General features: G+C 62.8%; 16 protein-coding genes. 5 read left to right on the top strand and 11 right to left on the bottom strand.

The genetic code is table 11. The features are described from left to right. Nucleotides 1-148: 148 nt before the first annotated feature. Nucleotides 149-466, top strand: a complete 318-nt coding sequence (locus tag IWX75_RS16570) for an SHOCT domain-containing protein (RefSeq protein ID WP_196823363.1) — start codon at nt 149-151, stop codon at nt 464-466. Nucleotides 467-615: 149 nt separating this feature from the next. Here the strand turns inward: IWX75_RS16570 and IWX75_RS16565 are convergent, their stop codons facing one another. Continuing rightward, nucleotides 616-816 (bottom strand): YkvA family protein, encoded by a 201-nt coding sequence (locus IWX75_RS16565; RefSeq protein WP_196823362.1) that lies wholly within the window; start codon nt 814-816, stop codon nt 616-618. A 376-nt stretch (nt 817-1,192) separates the two neighbouring features. Here IWX75_RS16565 and IWX75_RS16560 point away from each other — a divergent pair, with 376 nt between their 5' ends. Next, entirely contained in the window at nt 1,193-2,104 is a 912-nt protein-coding gene (locus tag IWX75_RS16560; protein ID WP_196823361.1) for a metallophosphoesterase family protein, read from the top strand. Between the two features lie 75 nt (nt 2,105-2,179). Here IWX75_RS16560 and IWX75_RS16555 read toward each other — a convergent pair whose 3' ends face one another. After that, entirely contained in the window at nt 2,180-3,064 is an 885-nt protein-coding gene (locus IWX75_RS16555) for a DMT family transporter (protein ID WP_196823360.1), read from the bottom strand. 880 nt (nt 3,065-3,944) lie between these two features. Between IWX75_RS16555 and IWX75_RS16550 the strand changes: the two genes are divergently transcribed. Next, entirely contained in the window at nt 3,945-4,769 is an 825-nt protein-coding gene (locus IWX75_RS16550) for an undecaprenyl-diphosphate phosphatase (protein ID WP_196823359.1), read from the top strand. A 135-nt stretch (nt 4,770-4,904) separates the two neighbouring features. Next, on the top strand, nt 4,905-5,774 hold the full coding sequence (locus IWX75_RS16545) for a phosphatase PAP2 family protein (RefSeq protein WP_196823358.1): 870 nt from the start codon (nt 4,905-4,907) through the stop codon (nt 5,772-5,774). A 154-nt stretch (nt 5,775-5,928) separates the two neighbouring features. On the opposite strand, the gene IWX75_RS16540 is transcribed toward IWX75_RS16545, so the two are convergent. The 7 genes from IWX75_RS16540 to IWX75_RS16510 form a co-directional block, all read right to left on the bottom strand. Beyond that, nucleotides 5,929-6,237, bottom strand: a complete 309-nt coding sequence (locus IWX75_RS16540) for a hypothetical protein (protein WP_196823357.1) — start codon at nt 6,235-6,237, stop codon at nt 5,929-5,931. Between the two features lie 578 nt (nt 6,238-6,815). Further along, nucleotides 6,816-8,210, bottom strand: a complete 1,395-nt coding sequence (locus IWX75_RS16535; RefSeq protein WP_196823356.1) for a DedA family protein — start codon at nt 8,208-8,210, stop codon at nt 6,816-6,818. Then, on the bottom strand, nt 8,207-9,604 hold the full coding sequence (locus IWX75_RS16530; RefSeq protein ID WP_196823355.1) for a sensor histidine kinase: 1,398 nt from the start codon (nt 9,602-9,604) through the stop codon (nt 8,207-8,209). Before IWX75_RS16530 ends, IWX75_RS16535 begins: the two co-directional genes overlap by 4 nt. Nucleotides 9,605-9,704: 100 nt before the next feature. After that, nucleotides 9,705-10,382 (bottom strand): response regulator transcription factor, encoded by a 678-nt coding sequence (locus IWX75_RS16525; protein ID WP_196823354.1) that lies wholly within the window; start codon nt 10,380-10,382, stop codon nt 9,705-9,707. A gap of 34 nt (nt 10,383-10,416) precedes the next feature. After that, a complete protein-coding gene (locus IWX75_RS16520) occupies nt 10,417-11,250 on the bottom strand; it encodes a phosphatase PAP2 family protein (protein ID WP_196823353.1) in 834 nt (277 codons plus the stop codon). A 74-nt stretch (nt 11,251-11,324) separates the two neighbouring features. After that, nucleotides 11,325-12,143 carry a DedA family protein gene (locus tag IWX75_RS16515; protein WP_196823352.1) on the bottom strand — a complete coding sequence of 273 codons (819 nt, stop codon included), beginning with the start codon at nt 12,141-12,143 and terminating at the stop codon, nt 11,325-11,327. Between the two features lie 385 nt (nt 12,144-12,528). Continuing rightward, on the bottom strand, nt 12,529-13,122 hold the full coding sequence (locus IWX75_RS16510) for a PepSY domain-containing protein (protein WP_196823351.1): 594 nt from the start codon (nt 13,120-13,122) through the stop codon (nt 12,529-12,531). A gap of 354 nt (nt 13,123-13,476) precedes the next feature. Between IWX75_RS16510 and IWX75_RS16505 the strand changes: the two genes are divergently transcribed. Beyond that, nucleotides 13,477-14,433 carry an SGNH/GDSL hydrolase family protein gene (locus IWX75_RS16505; protein WP_196823350.1) on the top strand — a complete coding sequence of 319 codons (957 nt, stop codon included), beginning with the start codon at nt 13,477-13,479 and terminating at the stop codon, nt 14,431-14,433. A gap of 91 nt (nt 14,434-14,524) precedes the next feature. Here the strand turns inward: IWX75_RS16505 and IWX75_RS16500 are convergent, their stop codons facing one another. Continuing rightward, nucleotides 14,525-15,829 (bottom strand): alpha/beta hydrolase, encoded by a 1,305-nt coding sequence (locus IWX75_RS16500; protein WP_196823349.1) that lies wholly within the window; start codon nt 15,827-15,829, stop codon nt 14,525-14,527. After that, nucleotides 15,826-18,162: a bifunctional lysylphosphatidylglycerol flippase/synthetase MprF gene (locus IWX75_RS16495; RefSeq protein WP_334684427.1), complete on the bottom strand. Its 2,337-nt coding sequence runs from the start codon at nt 18,160-18,162 to the stop codon at nt 15,826-15,828. The genes IWX75_RS16500 and IWX75_RS16495 overlap by 4 nt, the downstream gene beginning before the upstream one ends. Between the last annotated feature and the right edge of the window lie 706 nt (nt 18,163-18,868).

Below are 18,868 nucleotides of genomic sequence, written 5' to 3'. Positions count from 1 at the left end.
CAGCAGCGCTAACCGCCTACCAGACCCGCGACCAGGAACCCCTGGCCGCGTAACCCGAAACAACAAAGAACTGTCTCACAAACTTGACGAGCGCACACCTCCACGGAACGAAGGAACCGGGCAAAATCTAAAGTGAAGGAGAAACCGAATGCTCACCAACAATTTGAATGACGGAACCACCGGATTTGACCAAATGATGGGCGACGGAATGATGGGATTCGGCGGCGGCATGATGGTTTTCGGGATGCTGATGATGCTGGCGGTACTGGCTCTCATCATCCTGGGAATCTGGGCGCTGGTCATCTGGCTCCGTAATACCCATTCCCGACCCGAAACACGCACCCACACCGGCGCAGGAGCTGAAGGGAGCCAGAACCGTGCCCGGGAGATACTCGGCGAACGCTATGCCCGCGGTGACCTGACCACCCAGGAATATCAGGAACGCCTCGGAACTCTCACCGATTAAACACACATCCAACCCCAAACCACTCGACACACTCCTCGTACAGACCAGTACAGACATTCCGTACGATCGACGTTCGAAAATGACAGATGCTCGTTGGCGGTCAGTCACAAAAACTGTGTAGAGATGGAGGATCCTCATGTGGGATTGCGTTAGGCCTTGCTCACACCGCCGAATTTCAACATGACTGCCAGCCCTTCAGCACTTCCGGGCCAGTGAGTCCGAATTGACTGCGTGCCCTCGCTACGGATGACCGAGCGCAGTACCAGGGCCACGATGCCCCCATCATCGGCGTACCCAATGATGGGGATAAAGTCCGGAACCAGATCAATCGGCAACACCAGATACACCATCAACAGGACAAGACGGACACGGGCCCCTGCGGTACGTCCCTGTCCGTAGCAAGACGCTTGATGAGCCGCAACAGGTGGGACTGCCCAATGTATTGGCCGAGGGTAAAGAGTTGCGGACTACCTGCGAAGGAAAGAGGGAAGCTGGACTTTCCTCTTTGAGGTCATCAGGCCCATGATGCTCTGACTGTTTCAACCCGAGGGTGCTTTGGTCCTGCGTGTGGGGCTGTATTCTCAATTCTCCGCAGCATGATTCTTCCCATGTGATGGGGCTGCAGGGGCTACCAAACACCTGAAGCGCCGTGCAGTTTTGTTGTGAACCGCTTCGTGGCACTGGTTACTCAGCGAATCTTCAGCGGTCGCGGGGCAGGATCGGTGGATGCCGCACCGTCGAACCGCCCTGATCCTCGGCCTGGTGATGGTGTGTGCTGCCCTCATTGTCGGGGTGCTGTACCCGCCGGCGTTTGTCACGTCCCTTTTCGCTCAGGACCGACCTGCAGCCAGTGCCGGTGATCCAGTTCCGCCTGTCACCGAAACACCCTTGGTCCGCCTGGCGATTGCCGGGGACACCGGAACCGGGGACGCCGCCGAAGAGGCGACCGCCCAACGGATGGTCACGGAAAGCAGGGAAGATCCCTATGATGCGCTTGTCCTGCTCGGTGACCTGATCTACGAAGATGGGCAAGCAGAGCTGACCGAGAGCGTGGTCTCCGGACCGTTTGCCCCGATCACCAGCCGCGGCGCCGCGCTCCTGCCGGTGCTGGGCAACCATGATTATCGCAGCGGTGAACAACAACAGATCTCGGACCGCTTGGGTAGGGTAAACCCTTGGTACACCGAACAGGTGGGGCCGGTACGGGTGGTTGTCCTGGATTCCAACCGCGTCCAGGACGCGGAACAAACCACGTGGCTGCGTGCCACGCTGGCAGAGTCCCAGCCGGCGGGAACCTGGACAGTGGTCGCCATGCACCACCCGGCGTACTCCGCTGGCTACCACGGCTCAGATCAGGCTCTTCGTGATGCGTGGAGCCCTTTGTTTGCCGAAGCAGGCGTTCCCCTGGTCCTGGCCGGACATGATCATGACTACCAGCGCTCAACCCCCCAGAACGGGGTGACCTACGTCGTCTCCGGAGCGGGCGCGAAACTACGCCCGGCCGGTCGCCAGGAATTCACCGCGGTCAGCAGTTCAACGCTGCACTACCTTGACCTGCTGGTCTATGAGGACCGCCTCGTCGGCCGGGCAATCGATCAGTCAGGCCAACTGGTCGACAGCTTCACCATCACCCGATGAGCACCACCGTCACCGCATGACCGGGCTCACCCTCCCTGACCGAGCGGAGCCCGGAACGACTGCGGATAGATCCGATTAGACGCCGTTCCGTTGCCTTTTGAGGACGTCGGGATGATGGCGGGATAGGACGATCACCCCCACGATAGCAACGAGGGCGGCACCAACCATGCCAAACGCCGTGGTTGCACGGACATGGGGCTGAAGCTCATTGAGGATGGTAATGCCGATGGCAATTCCAACGATGGGATCAATGACGGTAAGCCCGGCGATAACGAGATCGGGTGGACCGGTGGCATAGGCACTTTGGACGAACCAGGACCCCAGCGCCGCGGCCGCAACGAGAGCTATGAGCGTGTATGGCGAAACATTCAGCAAGAAACGCCCGTTCGGATCCAGCAGCAGGCCCGCCACGGTCTTGGTCAGGACAGCCACAAAACCGAACAAGACACCGGCGCCCAGGATGTAGGCGAACGCGTTCAACCGGCGTCTGCCAAAGACCGCGAGTGAACCGAATAGGGTGACGGCTGCACCCAGCAAAAGGACGACGGACAGCGCCTGCGCTGGTTCGATGGTGAGGTTGTCGCGTGTCACGTTTACCGCGAGCAGAACGAAGAAGGCGCTTCCCGTGACGCACGCAGTGATCGCGCCGATGGTGGGACGATTCAGACGGATGCCTTGGTCCCGCGAGTTGACGACTGTCGTGATGACCAGGGCGACGGCACCGATCGGCTGAACAACGGTCAGGCTCGCCAGTGTCAGGGCAATAACGTTCAGCACTGTTCCCGCACCGAGCAGGAAAAGCCCGAAAAGCCATCGTGGGTTGGCGAGCAATCGGGTGAATCCTGAAGTGCTGAGCGAAAGACCACCGGTGTTCGCCCGCACCGCGCTTCCCTGCCGCTGCGCACCGAAGGCAAGAAAGACTGCGCCCAGCAGCGCCAAGGAAATGGCTAGGAGCGGCACGACTGGTCACCGTGCATGCCGTGCCGGACATCCTGTTGATGGTCAGGCGGAAAATCCCGCCGCATGAAGCGCTCTTCAGTCATGTCGGGTGCCTGGAGGAGTCCGTGATGAGTGATTTTCGGGACGGCTTGCTGCTCCGCTATTCCGGGCACGGTGCAAGGCGAATCGTCGGTCGTGAGTTTTATCGGGTCCTGCTTCACCACATTCGTTCTTTCGGTTGCGCGGCCAGCTTGGTCTTGTTGGCCAGTTCCTACCGCACAGCAGCGCAACATTCTCCCCGGTCCTGGGTCGTGGGTCGTGGGTGGTGATGATTCCAGCACCGGTGCTTTTTTCGGTTGAATCTGCCTGTGTTGAGGGGGCGGTCGTTACAGGAATCAGGTGCGGCATAGAAGCTGACGTTACGCACCGAAGCAGTCTCTGTCTTGGTGTTACCTAGAACTTGCTGTGCACTTGCCGTTCTCAGGGTTCTCTCAGCGGGCCGGGAATATCGTCTGCCGTATGTCGACTTCGGGAATCAGCACGCAGGCTCTATCGCGGGGGTTCGGGCCAAACAGGTTCAGCCTGTACCCCAGCTCGATCAGTCAGGTGGACTTCGCCATTGATCTCAGTGCCCAAGGAGTTGCTGTCCTCACCGGGACTGCCTTCAAGGGTGCCGGGACTGGAGAAAAAGTGGACTAGACAACTCACCACCAGCGCACCCCCCCCTGCTCCTTTCGACGAAACCAGAGTCAATGACATCCAACACCCCCGAAACCCACCCCAAGCCTCGCCTTGCCGCCGGCGCCATGGGTCACCGCTGCCGGCGAGACCAGGTTCTAGGTAAGTGGAGAACAGGTAACTACCCTTTTCATGGTTCGTTTCCGTTGGCGACGGTCAGTTGATGCACTGGGTTGAAGCGCTCTTTCTGGGTCTGGTGCAGGGGTTGACGGAGTTCCTTCCGGTGTCATCCAGTGCCCATCTGCGGATCGTGGGGGAACTCTTGCCCTGCGCGGGAGATCCGGGTGCTGCTTTCACGTCGATTACCCAACTCGGTACGGAAACCGCGGTCCTCGTGTATTTCCGCAAGGACATCGGTCGGATCATCACCGCGTGGTTCCGGTCGCTTCGGGGCGCCATCCCGCGGGATGACCCGGATGCCCGGATGGGCTGGCTGGTTATTCTGGGCAGCATCCCGATTGCGGTGCTGGGCTTGCTTTTTCAGAACCAGATTGAGACGACTTTCCGTAGCCTGTGGATTATCGCCGGGACCCTCATTGTTTTCGGAATCATTCTTGGTGTTGCGGACAAGGTAGGACGCCGGATTCGCACCCTGGATCAGCTCGGTTACCGGCACGGTATTCTCTATGGGCTTGCCCAGTCCCTGGCCTTGATCCCCGGCGTATCACGGTCCGGGGGAACCATCACCGCCGGCTTGTTGATGGGCTACACCCGAGAGGCAGCGGCCCGGTATTCCTTCCTGCTCGCGATTCCCGCGGTGTTCGCCAGTGGTCTGTATCAGTTGGTCAAAAGCTATGACCAACCTGGTGCGTACACTCTGGCGGAAACCGCGGTTGCTACGGGCATCGCCTTCGTCGTCGCTCTGGCCGTCATCGGATGGTTCCTGCGCTACGTTTCAACGCGCAGCTATCAAGTGTTCGTCGGGTACCGGATCGCGTTAGGCGGTGTTCTCGTCATTCTCCTGGCAACCAATACCATCAGCGCTTGAGGCCCAGTCGCTGGTGGTTGCGTCCCGCTGATTCTGATGCGGCTGCACCCGGATTGATGTGACGATGAACGGGCCGGTGAGTGATAGCAGCACAGTAAGGACCAGGGCCAAGGACTGAACAGAAGGAAATGGTGTATGAAACACAACATAGAAGGTAGTTCCGCGGACGGCCCTCGCGGCCCGGGTGGCCCGGGTGGCCCGGGCGAGGACCGTTACGCTGCCGGGCAGGACCTGACCCGGTGGAAAACAGTGCCCGGGCGTATCGCGGCCCGAGTAGTCCACCGGATCAGCGTCCTGCTGGGTCCGCATGCTGCGTTGGTCATTACGTTGGTTATCGGCGCGCTGGCTGCCCTCGGGTTGACGGCGGCGTCAGCGGAAATTTATGAGGCCGTGACAGAAGGCGATGGTGTCGCAGCGTTGGACCATCCCCTGTTGGGCACGGCGGTGAGTCTACGCTCCCCCGTCCTGGACAGCGTGGTGACCGCGTATACGAATATTGGCGGCCCGATCGGAATGCCGATCCTGGCTGGAAGCATCATGGTGGTTTTGGCGCTCCGGCGCCGTTCGTGGATGCCCGTCCTCTTGATGGTATCGGCTGCTGCCGGGTCGCTGCTGATGACTATCGCCGGTAAACAGTTCATTGGGCGTTCCCGTCCGCCCTTGAACGAGGCCGTACCTCCGTATGAGTATTCGGCGTCGTTTCCAAGCGGGCATTCCCTCAACGCGGTGGTCATCGCCGGCATCGTCGCTTACCTGCTCCTGCTGCGCCAGAACAGCCGCCGGGCCGGGATCATCACGATCACCTGCGCGGCGGTCTTCGCGTTCACCATGGGGGTGAGCCGGGTTTTTCTCGGCCATCATTGGTTCACGGACGTGCTGGTCGCCTGGACCCTGGGCGCGGCGTGGCTTGCCCTGGTCATTACCGCTCATCGTCTTTACCTCACCTCGAGGCACCGTGAGCAGCCCGGTGCCCTCAAGGACAGCCCAGAAGGGACAAGCCCGTGACGGGCACCTGTGGTGGGCGCACCGGTGAGCGTCTCGAGACGGTCCCTGGGGCAAGACATTATTCGTTGATTGCCCACCCCGTTGGAAACCTCAGGTTCTCACCGATGGCGGCACCAAAAGCACCGTCTCGGGCTTCCACTCTTGGGCTATCCGGTCACTGGTGGGTGTCATCCGTGGACCGGGCGGCTCGGCCTTCGCGGTCCAGCACCCGGAGTTCAACCTCCGTGTGGAGGTCCTGGACGCGGCTGTCAGCATAATGGGTCCCTGGTCCGGGTGTCCCTTGAGGGTCGGTGGTGGCCGCCTGAAGCAGTTCGGGGCTCGTATCTATCAGAAGGGCTATCGACGATGAGGTCCCGCCAGCCGGAGGAGCGACAGCGGCGGCAAGTCCGGCCCCACTCATGCTCAGGCCCGACACCAGGGCAAAGATTAGTAGCGTGTGGCGACCGTAGGGGGCAGCAGTCATAACCAGTCCTTATCTCTGCTTCATCAATTCGGCCCGGTTCATCTGGACCGGTCGCCTTGTTACACCCATCATGACTGGTGCTTTCTGAGGAACCCCTGAGACACCTTCGCCTATCCGAGTTCAATACGACAGGAACTTTGGGTGGTGCCAGGGGGTCCTGGCCAGCGCAATACCCCACCACGTAAAGATCCCACCGAGAAAGGGCGGTTTACGCATGGATTACCCTGACAGGAACCCCGACGCTGACGCGCCGGCTGCCCAGTTCCTGTCCGTTGGGGTGCACCGGCTCGTTCCGGGTCCAGGGTGGCGGACGTACCGGATAGTTGTCCTCCGCCGGTCAGATGGGCTCATCCTTCGCCGGTACCTGATACCAGCGGTCCTGGCCGGCCAACGTGCAGCGGACATGCAAGCTGATCTTCACACAAACACCCTGGCCGATTTCCTGTGCACCTATTACCTTGAGGAGGAGTTCCAACAACCCAATAATCTTTGGTGAGCCGTCATTTGAGGCGATGAGCTCTCGCGCCGGTGGGTGAGGCCGCTCTGGTAGCCCTTGCTGGTTTGAGCGTTGGCCGTTATCAGGGGCGAGGCGCGGTCTCTGGTGAAAACGACGACGTGGCCCAGGAAGCGGACGCGGCGGCGGCAAAGAGGGTGCCCAGAAGCCAGCCGGTGGTGACCCCAATCGGGCTTTGTTGCCCGAGGTAGACATGGCTCAAGGCAATCAAGGGGGTGATCGCTGCCAGAGCGGTGAGGGTCAGGACGGTTCTGCGCCACGCCAAGGAGTAGCGGCGGACCAAAAGCCAGGCGGCTCCGGTCAGCAGTGCGGCGGAGATCAGGGTCTGCCCAGCCGGTGAAAGGAGCGTTATCCCCTGGTGAAGGGCCTCGCCTTGTGGCACGGTCAGGGCCGCTACGATCGAGCCGGTAACGGTGGCGAGGACGACGGTTCCGGTCAGGTAGCCGGCGTACCGCCGGGCCCTGATGACGGGGCCGGGCCGGCTGATCCCCACGCAGACGCCCAGTGCGATAAGAGCCGCAAGGGGGTGTCCCAGGACGGTCACCGCGTGCATCAGGACAGTGAACTCGTCATCTTGATGCTCGCGAAACCACATCCGGTCGGGATCGTTGATGACTGCCAGTACTGGGCGGGCGAAGCCGGTGCTGATCATCAGGCTGTACGCACCGGCAACCCCGATCGATCCGACGGCCAGGATGAGTTGAGTTTTTGTTCGCGCAGGAACGCGCCGCGCCTTTCGCTCGGAACCCGGTGTGGTCTCTTGGGTAGGCTGCGGTGCATTGTCTGGTGCGGCTTTGATGGCCGCGACCGGCGGCAGGGCAGCGAGTTTCGCCACCCGTGTCCGGGTCCAGCGGGGGTTTCGCAGGGCGAACCGCGCCGCCAGGGCGATGAGCAGTGCCCCGACGAGGACGAGGGTGAGGATCAGGCTCGCTTTGCCCAGATATTGTTCGACGGTCTTGTAGGACTGCCCGGCGAAGTAACCCAGCAGCACGACGGTGACGGCCCAGATCGTGCCGCCGATCGAGTTGTAGAGCAGGAACGTTTTGTAGGGCATCCGAGCCATTCCCGCGACGGCTGGAACCAACGCCCGCAGCAGTCCCACCCAGCGGCCCAGCAGGACCGCAGTACCACCGCGTTTGGCCAGGAACTGCTCCCCCTTGGCCCATTTGTCAGCACCGACGAAGCGGCCTGCCCTGCTGTTCTTCAACCCCGGGCCGAAGCGCCTTCCGATTTCGTAGCCGACGGAATCCCCGGCGATCGCGGCGAACACGGCAACGGCGAGCATGATGCCCAGATTCACGTGGCCCTGACTGGCGATCACTCCTCCCAGGAACAAGGCAGCTTCCCCGGGCAGAACCAGTCCCACGAACGCCGCCGCTTCGCTGAAGGCAAGGGCTCCGATGATGATGTACACCAGCGGGCCGGACAGTGAGACCAGCGAATCGATGATCGATGTCATAGCTGCCCGTCGTTCGATCCGCGCGCCGTGTGCGATGCCGGCGTCAAGGATGCGTGGGGTGCGGTTACCGTTTCCTGCAGGCGCAGGGTGATGTGGAAGCGGGTGAGTCCTTCGGGGCTTTCACCGGCGGCGATCGTGCCGGAATGGCTGCGCAGGATTTCCCGGCTGATCGCCAGGCCCAGTCCGCTGCCGCCGCTCTCGCGGGTGCGGCTCGCGTCCAGGCGCACGAACCGGTCGAATACGCGTTCGCGCTCCGCTTGGGGGATGGTGTCCCCGTCATTGTCGACGCTCAGGTGAGCGGTACCGGCCGCTGTGGTGAGGGTGATACCGATGGTGGTGGCCGCATGGCGTTCGGCGTTGTTGAGGAGGTTCCGGACGACCTGGGCGAGCCGGTTCGGGTCCCCTGTGATCCTGGCCGGAGTGATGCGGGCGGTGATGGTGTGCCGGGATACGGTCCTCAGGCGATTGATTTCATCCTGCAGGACGTCATCGAGGTCGACATCTCCCATGACGAACCGCAGTCCTGCGTCGTCGATCTTGGCCAGGGTCAGCAGGTCCTCGACCAGGTAGCTCATCCTTTGGGTCTGGGTCTGCAGCATTCCTGCGGTCTCAGCCCACGTAGCACCGGTGGGATCGGCGACGGCGATTTCCAGTCCGGTGGTCAGGGTGGCCAACGGGCTGCGCAACTCGTGGCTGGCATCGGTGACGAAGCGCCGTTGTGTTTCATCGGCGCTTTCCAGGCGTGCGAGCATTTCGTTCATGGTTGCGGCCAGGCGCTCAATTTCGTCGCGGGTATGGGGGACTTCGACCCGTTCATCCAGGTGGTGGTGGGAGATGCCGGCGACGGTGGTGCGGATTCGTTCCACCGGTCGCAGCGCCCGCCCCACAAGGAACCAGATCAGGGTTCCGGCCAGCGCCAGCAGAACGGGCACACCGCCGATCAGGAACCAGCCCACGGTGCTCACGGCATCGCGTTCGATGGTGGTGGGAACGGCCACGACCACGACCGCGTCCCCGGCCGGGATCCGCACGCCCTGCGCGGCAACCAGGTAGTCATCGAAGTCCAAAATACCCAGGACCCCTGGATTCTCCGAGACGTAGGTCTCCCCCGGCGCCAGGGACGTCCCGTCGTACAGGGCTTCCTCGACGGAATCATCGGAGGACGCGATCACGGTTCCGTCCTTCCTGAGGATCTGCGTGATTTGCGTTCCGGATCCCTGAATGTCTCCGGCGACATCGGACGAGTCGTTTTCACGGATTTGTTCAACGACGGTGTCGCGGTGCTGCTGGGCGAGCTCGCGGGCGTTATCGAGCAGAGAAGACCGCAGGACCGAAAGCAGGACCAGTCCTGCCAGGGCCAACACCACGGCCATCGTGGAGACAGCGGCGATCACCGCCTGTTTGCGTACCCCCCAGGTGCGAAGGCGCCCCGCGAACTCCGGCCGTGGCGGTGATCCGGACCTTGACCGTGATCGTGATCGTTTCGGGGGTGCCTCAGCGCTCATCAGAGACCAGGCAGTACCCCATGCCACGGACCGTGGTCAGCGTCGTCGTGTTAAAGGGTGTATCAATTTTTTTCCTCAGGTACCCCATGTATACCTCCACCACGTTGTCGCTGCCCTCATAGGCTGCGTCCCAGACATTGTCGAGGATTTCCGCCTTGGACACGACCTGGTCGTGGTTCCGCATCAGATACTGCACGATCGCGTATTCCTTGGGCGTCAACGCCACAGGCGAGCCCTGCCTGGTAACGGTGCGGCGCACCGGATCGAGCACCAGCGAGCCGACCGTCAGGGTGACCGGGCGTTCGGGTGCTCCGCGGCGGATCAATGCCCGCAGATGTGCCACCAGGACGATGAAACTGAACGGCTTGGTGAGATAGTCATCGGCGCCCAGATCGAATGCATCCGTTTGGTCATACTCACCATCCTTGGCGGTCAGCATCAGTACGGGAGTCCAGATCTTTGCCTCACGGATTTCCTTGAGGATCTGGTATCCGTGCTTACCCGGGAGCATGATGTCCAGCACTGCCACGTCATACGGGTTTTCCACAGCCAACCACGCGCCGGTCACACCATCGTGGGCAACATCAACGACGAATCCCTCATTGGTAAGCCCCCGACGGATGGACTCGGCAAGATCCTTTTCGTCCTCAACGAGCAGTACGCGCACCTGTAACCCCCATCATCGAGTGGTTTCCCCCATCCTAACGACGCCCTTGTCCCCGCAGCGTGCCCGCAGCACCAGGGCTACCATCCGGGCCACCAGAATGACCTGCGGTTTGCACCAGTGCAGGGGCGCCGTGAGTTTCCCTCGAGCGCAGGCACCGCCCATAACGGCTCAGCAGGCCGGTGAGGAACACGGCCGCGGCAACCGAGAGGGCGTAGGAAGCGATGACGTCCGATGGATAATGCACTCCCAGATACACCTGTGAGGCGCCGGCGGTGAAAGCGAACACTGCCGCTGCTGCGATGACAAGCCCCTGCCAGTGCGTGCCGAGACTCACCAGAGACACCGCGATCCCGAACGACACCGCGAACGCGGTAGGACCGGAGGGAAAGGACGTCAACCCTGCCGTTGCCGGAACGAGGGGATCACTCAGCAGACCCGGATCCGGGCGTGCCCTACCCACCGCAAACCTCATGGCCAAGGTCGACGCCCATCCCCCGGTTGTCAGCACACCGACCAAGAGAGCGTCAACGGTGGAACGTGTGAGTATCACGATGATGAGGCCGACCACGAGGAGGAAGAGCCCTGCGGACCACCCAGCAAGTCCGTCATGGATTGTCAGGGCGAGGGCATCACCGATCACACTGTGGTGTTTACCCACGTCCTGCACAATCCCAAGATCGGAAGTGCTGAGGAACATGTCATTCCTCAGCACCATTCCTGCGGCGAAAACCAATCCCGTGATCAGCACCGGCACCACAATCCACCGACGGAGCGCCGGAACATCAAAGGAACCAGACCGGCTCACCACGTTCCGGTGCGCGTCCCCGGAACCATCGTGGGGTATCCCCTGGGCAGCTGCTGGAGTCAAGGTGACCGGGGATCCGTTCTGGAAGAACGAATCGTCTTCCAACGGTAGTGACCCGGGGGGCTCCGATGAGTCCGTCACCGAAACTCCCCGGCCCGCCGGTCAACCTCGCTAAGGGAATCCCATGACGGGGTCGACGGGGACATGTTGGGTGGCGATGGCGCTGCAGGGAACGATCCGGTCGATGCTCCGGTGGATATTCCTGGTGAGCTGCCCTCCATCTCCCCGGCGGGCTGCCAGTCCGATGATCCGGCCCGGTTCTTCCGGACCTGACGGAAAATTTCGATGAGGGTGGGCACCACCGAGACGACGACGATGACCAGGGCGATGAGGTCGACGTGATCGGCGATGAAGGGCACCCCACCCAGCAAGGACCCTGCCACGGTCAGACCAGCACCCCACAGGACACCGCCGAGCACGTTCCACATTAGAAAAGCCGGGTACCGGTAATGCGCGGTACCGGCGGCCAGGGGCACGAAGGTCCGGGCGAACGGCACGAAGCGGGCCAGTACGAGAGAACGCCCGCCGTACCGGGCGAAGAACTGTTCGGCGTGGGTAAGGTACCGCGTGTTCAGTACGCGGGCATCATCCTTGAACAACCTGCGCCCGAAACGCCGTCCCAGCCAGTAACCGACCTGGTCCCCCAGGATGGCGGCACTGACGATAACGGTAACCAGTACGGCCAGCTGCACTCCTAACTGTGCGTGCAGCAGCCCGGCCGTGAAAATCAGGGAATCCCCCGGCAGGAACGGAAACAGCACGCCCGATTCGATGAACACGATCGCAGCTACCGCCAAGAGGACCCATCCGCCAGCACCCTGCAGCAACGCCGCGGGATCCGCCAGATCAGACCAGGAAACACCGGTCGGTACACCTGTTGCAACGTAATCGATCATTGCCTCATACCTCTTTCACTCCTCCAACACCTCGCGGCACTATCCAACGCTCTTGGTTGCTTGGGTTGCTCTGGTTGCTTGCCGCCGCGGTCGGGTGCTCTCTGACGGTTATCGCCGTCCTAACGGCAGTTCGGTCCGGCACTCAACGCCGTGCACCATCACCTTCCCACCGGTTCCCTGAGAACCTGCTGAGAACGTGTTCCTCGGGCATCCTTCCCGCATCAGTGCTGGATGCCTACTGCAGCGCCGGCACCCTCGGTACCGCCCACCCCGTCGCGGCCGGGGTGGGCGGTAGGTGAAGAATTAACGTAGGCCGGCCGCGCACTGCTGGGGGAGCTGGTGCGCGGCCGGGGTTCGGGGCTCCTGATTCGGGAGCGTGTGTGGGTTACTTGCCGTTGGCGGCGTCCTGGGCCGCTTCCTGGGCGTCGTCCATCTCGCCGTCGGCTCCGTTATCAGAGCCGTCCTGCGATTCGGGGCCTTCGGAGGCCTCATCAGCCTCGGATCCTTCGTCTGCCTCCGAGCCTTCGGGTCCTTCGTTGGCTTCGTCATCACCAACTTCGGAGGCCAGGACCGTTGCGTTGCCGGCGTCGACCTTGACCTCGGTCAGGACACCGGCGCCGTCCTTGACGGTCACCTCATAGACCAGGGAGCCGTCCTCGTCGCCGAGGTCGGTGCTGACGATGCTGCTGCCCGGCACCGATGCGGTAGCAGCGGCTTCTGCTGCCGGGGCATCGATCGTCGCCAGTGTCGCCAGCTGGGCTGCTTCTTCGGCGTCAGGGACTTCGGTGGCCGACTCGGGAACCGAGATCGATCCGTTGACCTGCGCCTCCTGCTGCTCACCCTGCCCACCCTGGGTTGCCCTGGGTGTCGGGTTGTCGGCAGCGTTGGCTACAGCAACGCCGGCGAGGGCTGTTCCGCCGACCAGGGCCAGACCTGCAAGGGAACCCACGATCGCTTTCTTCTTCTGGATGATGTTCATGGTGTGACTGCCTTTCAATCTAAGGTCGTGAACCCTTGGCGGTACCGCAGTGATCCTGCGCCACTTTTTCGGATCCGGCCCCGCCTTGCGGTGCCTGGTACAACTCTCACCCCCACCTGCTAAGAGAACGCTGAGAGAACCTGAACGGGCACTCAGCCAACAGTCGGGTCCAGTCGCAACGACCGGCCTCAAAAGGCATCCGTCCCTGCTGATGGCACACCATGCTCAATTCTCAGCGTCTCTTCATGAATCTCCGCGCACACTGGTGGTGGCACCCTTGGTGTCACCAGATTTCGAGCTCCGTCGCACGTCGGATGCTGGGAAAGGGCTCGGGAGGAATCCTAGGAGGACATCATGCGGCGAACCGGTCCCGAACAACGCAGGGCCGCGATGACCGCCGGGGCAAGTTTCGTTGCCGGCGCATTGCTGGTAGCCACTGCCGCTGTGGGGTCCCTCCACACCACAGGTAGCGACGCCGCCGGTGCCACTACCGGCTCTGGGAGTGCCGTGGACATCACCTCCGTGGCCTATCCCGGCCCGGGCACCGATTCCATTACCAACCAGGCTCCATTGAATTCGACGTCATCAGGTGGGAACTTCCCGAACGGAGCATCCGGTCCCGGTGTGGTGGCAGCAGGACCGCACGATGGGTGTAGGAATCCTGTGACCGGCGGGCCCGGGGAACATCTTGCCGACGCCCGAAGAACCGCGCTGCTGATCGGTGACTCCCAGTCCGGGGGCGCAGCAGGGGTACCCTGTGAGCGGACCTGGACGCAGACCGCCCTGCGTAACGCCGGATACGACGTGCAGTTCCTGGGGGCTGGTGGAACGGGTTTCGTCGCCTCCAACGGTGATGCAGGGGCGAAGAATTATCCGTCGGCCCTTCAGCAAGGCCAATGGGTGATGCCGTGCACAGCGCCGGCCCTGATCGTCGTGGAAGGCGGAGGCAACGATGCCACACAAGGCGCATCCGATGAGCAGATCCTCGGCGGTGCCGACCGGCTGATGACCTCACTGACAAAGGCTTATCCGACGTCGAAGGTCCTGATGGTCGGGACACTGGCCAGGGGCGCCGATGATGGAGGAGCCCGGCGCTCCGCGGTCGACGGGCTGCTCGGGTCCTACGCGTACGAGCACAACATCGCATATATCAGTGTCGGGGATTGGCTGACAACGTACCAGGTGACCGGCCTGATGGCCGACGGGGTGCACCTGGCCCAGGCAGGTCATGACCGGCTCGCCGTGGCGCTGGCGGATCACCTGCACTCGCTCCGCCTTGCCCAGCCGAACCTCACCGGCACTGGCCGGTAATTCGCTGAAGGATCCGCTACAGACTTCTTGAAGCGAAAGGCAGCACATGCCATGGCGGCGGGCTGGATGCACTCTGGCGGCAGGGTGGGGATCAGGGTGCGGTGAGTCCTAGTTGTCCAGTGAGCCAGTCCAGGTTGTTCTGCAGTCCGGGTTTCCACACCTGCCAGGAATGCCCTCCGGGCAGCTCCTGCAGCGTCACGTTCATTCCTGCCGCGAGGGCAGCGTCATAGACTTTTTTGCCCTGCGGCCCGTACACGCTATCCCCGGCCCCGGTGACGATAATCCCGGTGGAGGAACCATAGGAGCGCACGGCGAGCCTGTCGATAGCGTTCTGTGCGGTGAACGCCGCCGCGTCACCGGCAAAGTAGGTACTGACCAACGCCTCGCGACCACCAGGCACGGTCGGCTCTGTCTCACCGGCGATATCGATGAAGGTGGGGTAGATCTCCGGGAAGTTTGCCGCCAGTTGCATGGTGCAGGTTCCGCCGTAAGAAAAACCTGCCACCGCCCACTGCTGTGCACTGGAAGTTCCGGCGCCAAGCGTCGTCTTGACCCAGGCCGGCACATCGACGGCCAGGTAGGTGGCGGACCGGCTGATGGTCGTATCCATGCACAACGGCGGGTCCGCGGCTCCATTGTTGGTGATGTCGGGAAGGACCACGACCGGGGCCAGACCCTCGTGGGCGGCCGCGTAGGCATCCATGACCGCCGCCAACTGGCCCCCGGTCAGCCAGTCCACAGGGGATCCGGGCATTCCGTGGAAAAGGACGAGGACCGGCAGATTCACAGCTTTCGGGCTCGCCAGGTACGCCGGGGGAACATATACCAGGGCAGGCCCGGAGGTATACCCGGACGCGGGCGCAGGAATGGTCACGGAGTAGATGTTCCCGTTGGAAGGCATCCCCGATGGAGGGACCCAGGTCGCTTCGGTCACGGGAGGCTCCCCCGGTGTTCCTGGGCCGGCAGCGATTTCCTCGATAGGACCGGCGCTCACCCCCGTCTGGCCCAAGGCGCTGGCCAGGGTCGGGTACTGGCCGAAATGCACGTTCACGATCGACGCGGCACCGATGAGTACCAGCACCACGGCCAGCACGGCCGCCAGCTTCCCAGCGAAGGATTGCAAGACCCCCATCCGTGGCAGGAGGAGCACCACGGCGAGGATGACGAGTCCGGCCGGAACATACAGGACCCGGGGAAGCCCGCCATCCCACCAGTGGAAGACGTTTTCGGCCAGATAGGCGATCAGTAGGGTCACCACCAGTGCGATTCCGACCGCGGCCGGTACGACGCGGGAGACATAACGGAAATCCCCGATCACCAGCCACCCCAGGCCCAATACTCCCAGCAGGACAGCAATAACCGGCACCGGCCCGGTGATCAGGGACAGGTTGCTCATTTCCCGCGGACCAGAACTTTCCGGGCAAGATTAAACCCTTGGCTGAAGGAGACTTCCGGAAGGTAAGCCCTGCCCAGTGCGTTGGCGATGGCCGGCAGGGCCGCCGCATCCGGATACACCATATGCAACGCCACGTACTGCGGCTGGAACTTCGCTTTGAAGGCCAGCAGCGACCGGAACCCATACACCGGTTCCAGGGAAGCTCCCAGCCCCGACAGGAGTTTATCCAGCACCCTCGGTACCGGCTGCTGCCCATCAGGACCAGCACCGGCACCAGAACCGGAGTTGTGGTGCTGGGTGGTTCCTGCCTGGGCGCCGCCGGCAGCGGTGCTGGCCGGGGAGGGATCAACGGCTGGGCGGATAGGGTGGTCGATGCGGGCAAGGGGCGCCCCCGAAAGACTGATGAACCGGTATCCCTCCTTCTCCAGTGTCAGAGCCGCCGAGGCGATGAGGAATTCGATGGATGCCCGGAAACCGGTACCACGACGGCGCATGAAGTCCAGCGTCCATCCGGTGATCATCCCGTCCTGATACACGGGCAGCCAGGACGTGACCGCATGCACCGTATGGTCTTCATCGATGGCGATCAGGCAGCGCACTTCCGGGTCATCCACCTGGTCCAGGGACCCGAGCGTGAACCCCATCTCGGGCATGCCCTTATCGGCCACCCATTCCTCGGAGATCGCGTTGATTTGGTCGATCACCGATAAAGGCGCGCTGGGATAGCTCACCCACTCAGCCCGGATCCCTTCTTTCGCGGCCCGGTTCAATGCGGTCCGGATGTCCTGGAATTTTTTTCCCGTGAACGCGATCTGCCCCAGCGGCAGCAGGGTTTCCTCTGCCACCTGCACACTGTTCCAGCCCAGATCCGAGGTCACGTCTTTCACCGGATCGCCCACGGAATACAAGCACGGTGTCCACCCGTTCGTCGAGCAGAACACGGTGAACTCCTCCACCGTGCGGTGTAGTTCTTTCCGGGGGCCGACCGGTTCTCCGAGCGTCAGGGCCACACCGAACAGGACACGGAACGCCACGAAGGCGTTGCCCGAGGAGGAAAACCAGTAGGAGTTTCCCGGCCATGTCGTCATCCACGCCATGGTGCTCCCGCCATGGGCGTGCAGCAATTCCCGGGCCCGGTCCTCATCGGTGCCGGTGCGGTGATGGGCCGGTCGCAGGAACGACAAGACCAGCAGGACCGCAGTGACCAGCCAGAACACGACACCGACCCCTTCATAAAGGATGATTGCCGGCAGGTCTTGCGGGGTGAACGCCGGGACCCGTTCAAGGATCTGGCTCACGGGGAAGAACCGGTCCGGTAAATCCGCTATCAGCTGTGGCACCCCGGGTGAGGGGGTGAAACCCCCGCGGATGAGCGATCCGACACCCACGTACACCACACCCAGCACGCATGCCGTGCCCAGCATTACCGTAAAGAACCTCCGATACGTTCCGGAGGGCGCGGACACGCCGAACAGTGATCGTGTCCCGGCCAGGACAACAATCACCGTCACGGGCACGATCATCGGCAGCACCAGGCTCAAGGCACCGTGCACGGACCCCGCCTCGTAGGGGTTCACCCCCGCCGGACCGGGTGTAGCGAAGATCAGCGGGAGGGCGTCCGCCACGGCCAGCGCCGTTGTCCCCACCTGTACCAGCAGCGCCGCCCACCAGGCGAAGCGGCGCCCACGCCGTAACCCGTCAGCCAGGATCACCAGCAGGAACGAGGGCAGCACCGCCATAAAAACCGCTCCCACTCCTGCCCGCAACTGCAGGGTCGCAGACGCGCAGTCCTCGGCTTGTGCCGGGTCCGCGCACAAGACTTGCACCGTCGCCGGATCCGTGGGTTGGATTTCCGTATACAGGTACCGCAGAACCGCCAACGGCCCCACGGCGTGGGCGTTCAACGACGCCAGTACCGGACCTACCGCACAGGCAGCCACCAAGAGTGCAACCAGGACGCGTGCTTCCCGGCGGCTCACAGCGAACCGTTCCGGCCGTGCACGACGCCCCACCAGCAGCGGACCCAACACCGCCCCGGTCAGGGCCGCGAAAAAGTTCAGCACATCCTGGAAAGACCCGCCGTACAAGGCCAGAAGCACGACCAGCACAAACAGCCCCACCCTCACACGGCGCCGCCACAACGTGCCCAGCAACGCCGATCCGGCCGCCGCCGCACCGCACGCCAGCGCCGTCGGCCCCAGGAAGGACTCCGACACCAGGGCAGCCGACCAATCCCCCACCACGGCACTCGTGGCACGCGCAAAACCGATAGTCAGCAACGCGCCCACGACATGGCTCATCACCGCAGCCCCCAGAAACCGCCAGCTACCCATCCTGCGCTCGAACACAACGCCCACCAACACCACCAACACCGTGCCCAGCACATACGCACCAGCGTTACCGGCCCACCAGAGCGAAGCAACCAACCCCCACGGGTTTCCACTAAGGGAACCCACCGACAATCGGACCGCAGACGAGACCGCCTCCCCAGGCCCGGTAAGCACACTCGATGTTGCAACGCCTAGCAACCACAGCACCGCAACATAGCCGATCGTGACCGGATACTCACCCCATCGCTTCCCCACCACGCGACGAAGCGCACCTCCAAGACCTGTCAGCCTGAGTTTTTGCCTCATCGACCGCACCCCTTCAACGATCCGCCCCTGCACAAGAGTGCACCGGGTGGCCCGTACCCACCCACAACTTCCTCCCATTGTGACCGGTGAATCGTCACGCGTTCCCGGAGCCGCCTCACCCTTCACCCCCACTGCGCGTTTGCCTGAACAGTCCTACCCTCCATCCGCCACCCCATAAGCACGGCATGCCAACTGCCTTCCAGCACTGCTCGATGCGCACCGGCATTACCTATGCCCCGTGGGACTGTCCGATAAACGGTGTGTGGGGTCCGGCGGTTTTCATCAGTGAGTAATTCTTTCGAACCGTCCTGCGAAGGTGATCGCGAACGCATTGAGGGCGGGCTTCCACCTGATCACCCAGCGTGCTCTGCCGCCGCCGGTGGGGTCAAGAGACCGGGTGACG

The organism is Arthrobacter sp. CAN_A6 (genome assembly GCF_015751715.1).
GTDB lineage: Bacteria > Actinomycetota > Actinomycetes > Actinomycetales > Micrococcaceae > Arthrobacter_D.
This window is presented reverse-complemented; position numbering and strand designations above follow the sequence as displayed.

Bases quoted from the DNA above. Each gene is read 5' to 3' on its own strand.
- IWX75_RS16550 (WP_196823359.1), top strand. From the start codon at position 3,945: ATGCACTGGGTTGAAGCGCTCTTTCTGGGTCTGGTGCAGGGGTTGACG.
- IWX75_RS16540 (WP_196823357.1), bottom strand. From the start codon at position 6,237: ATGACTGCTGCCCCCTACGGTCGCCACACGCTACTAATCTTTGCCCTG.
- IWX75_RS16560 (WP_196823361.1), top strand. From the start codon at position 1,193: ATGCCGCACCGTCGAACCGCCCTGATCCTCGGCCTGGTGATGGTGTGT.
- IWX75_RS16545 (WP_196823358.1), top strand. From the start codon at position 4,905: ATGAAACACAACATAGAAGGTAGTTCCGCGGACGGCCCTCGCGGCCCG.
- IWX75_RS16570 (WP_196823363.1), top strand. From the start codon at position 149: ATGCTCACCAACAATTTGAATGACGGAACCACCGGATTTGACCAAATG.
- IWX75_RS16495 (WP_334684427.1), bottom strand. From the start codon at position 18,162: ATGGGTAGCTGGCGGTTTCTGGGGGCTGCGGTGATGAGCCATGTCGTG.
- IWX75_RS16535 (WP_196823356.1), bottom strand. From the start codon at position 8,210: ATGACATCGATCATCGATTCGCTGGTCTCACTGTCCGGCCCGCTGGTG.
- IWX75_RS16505 (WP_196823350.1), top strand. From the start codon at position 13,477: ATGCGGCGAACCGGTCCCGAACAACGCAGGGCCGCGATGACCGCCGGG.
- IWX75_RS16510 (WP_196823351.1), bottom strand. From the start codon at position 13,122: ATGAACATCATCCAGAAGAAGAAAGCGATCGTGGGTTCCCTTGCAGGT.
- IWX75_RS16565 (WP_196823362.1), bottom strand. From the start codon at position 816: ATGGTGTATCTGGTGTTGCCGATTGATCTGGTTCCGGACTTTATCCCC.
- IWX75_RS16500 (WP_196823349.1), bottom strand. From the start codon at position 15,829: ATGAGCAACCTGTCCCTGATCACCGGGCCGGTGCCGGTTATTGCTGTC.
- IWX75_RS16515 (WP_196823352.1), bottom strand. From the start codon at position 12,143: ATGATCGATTACGTTGCAACAGGTGTACCGACCGGTGTTTCCTGGTCT.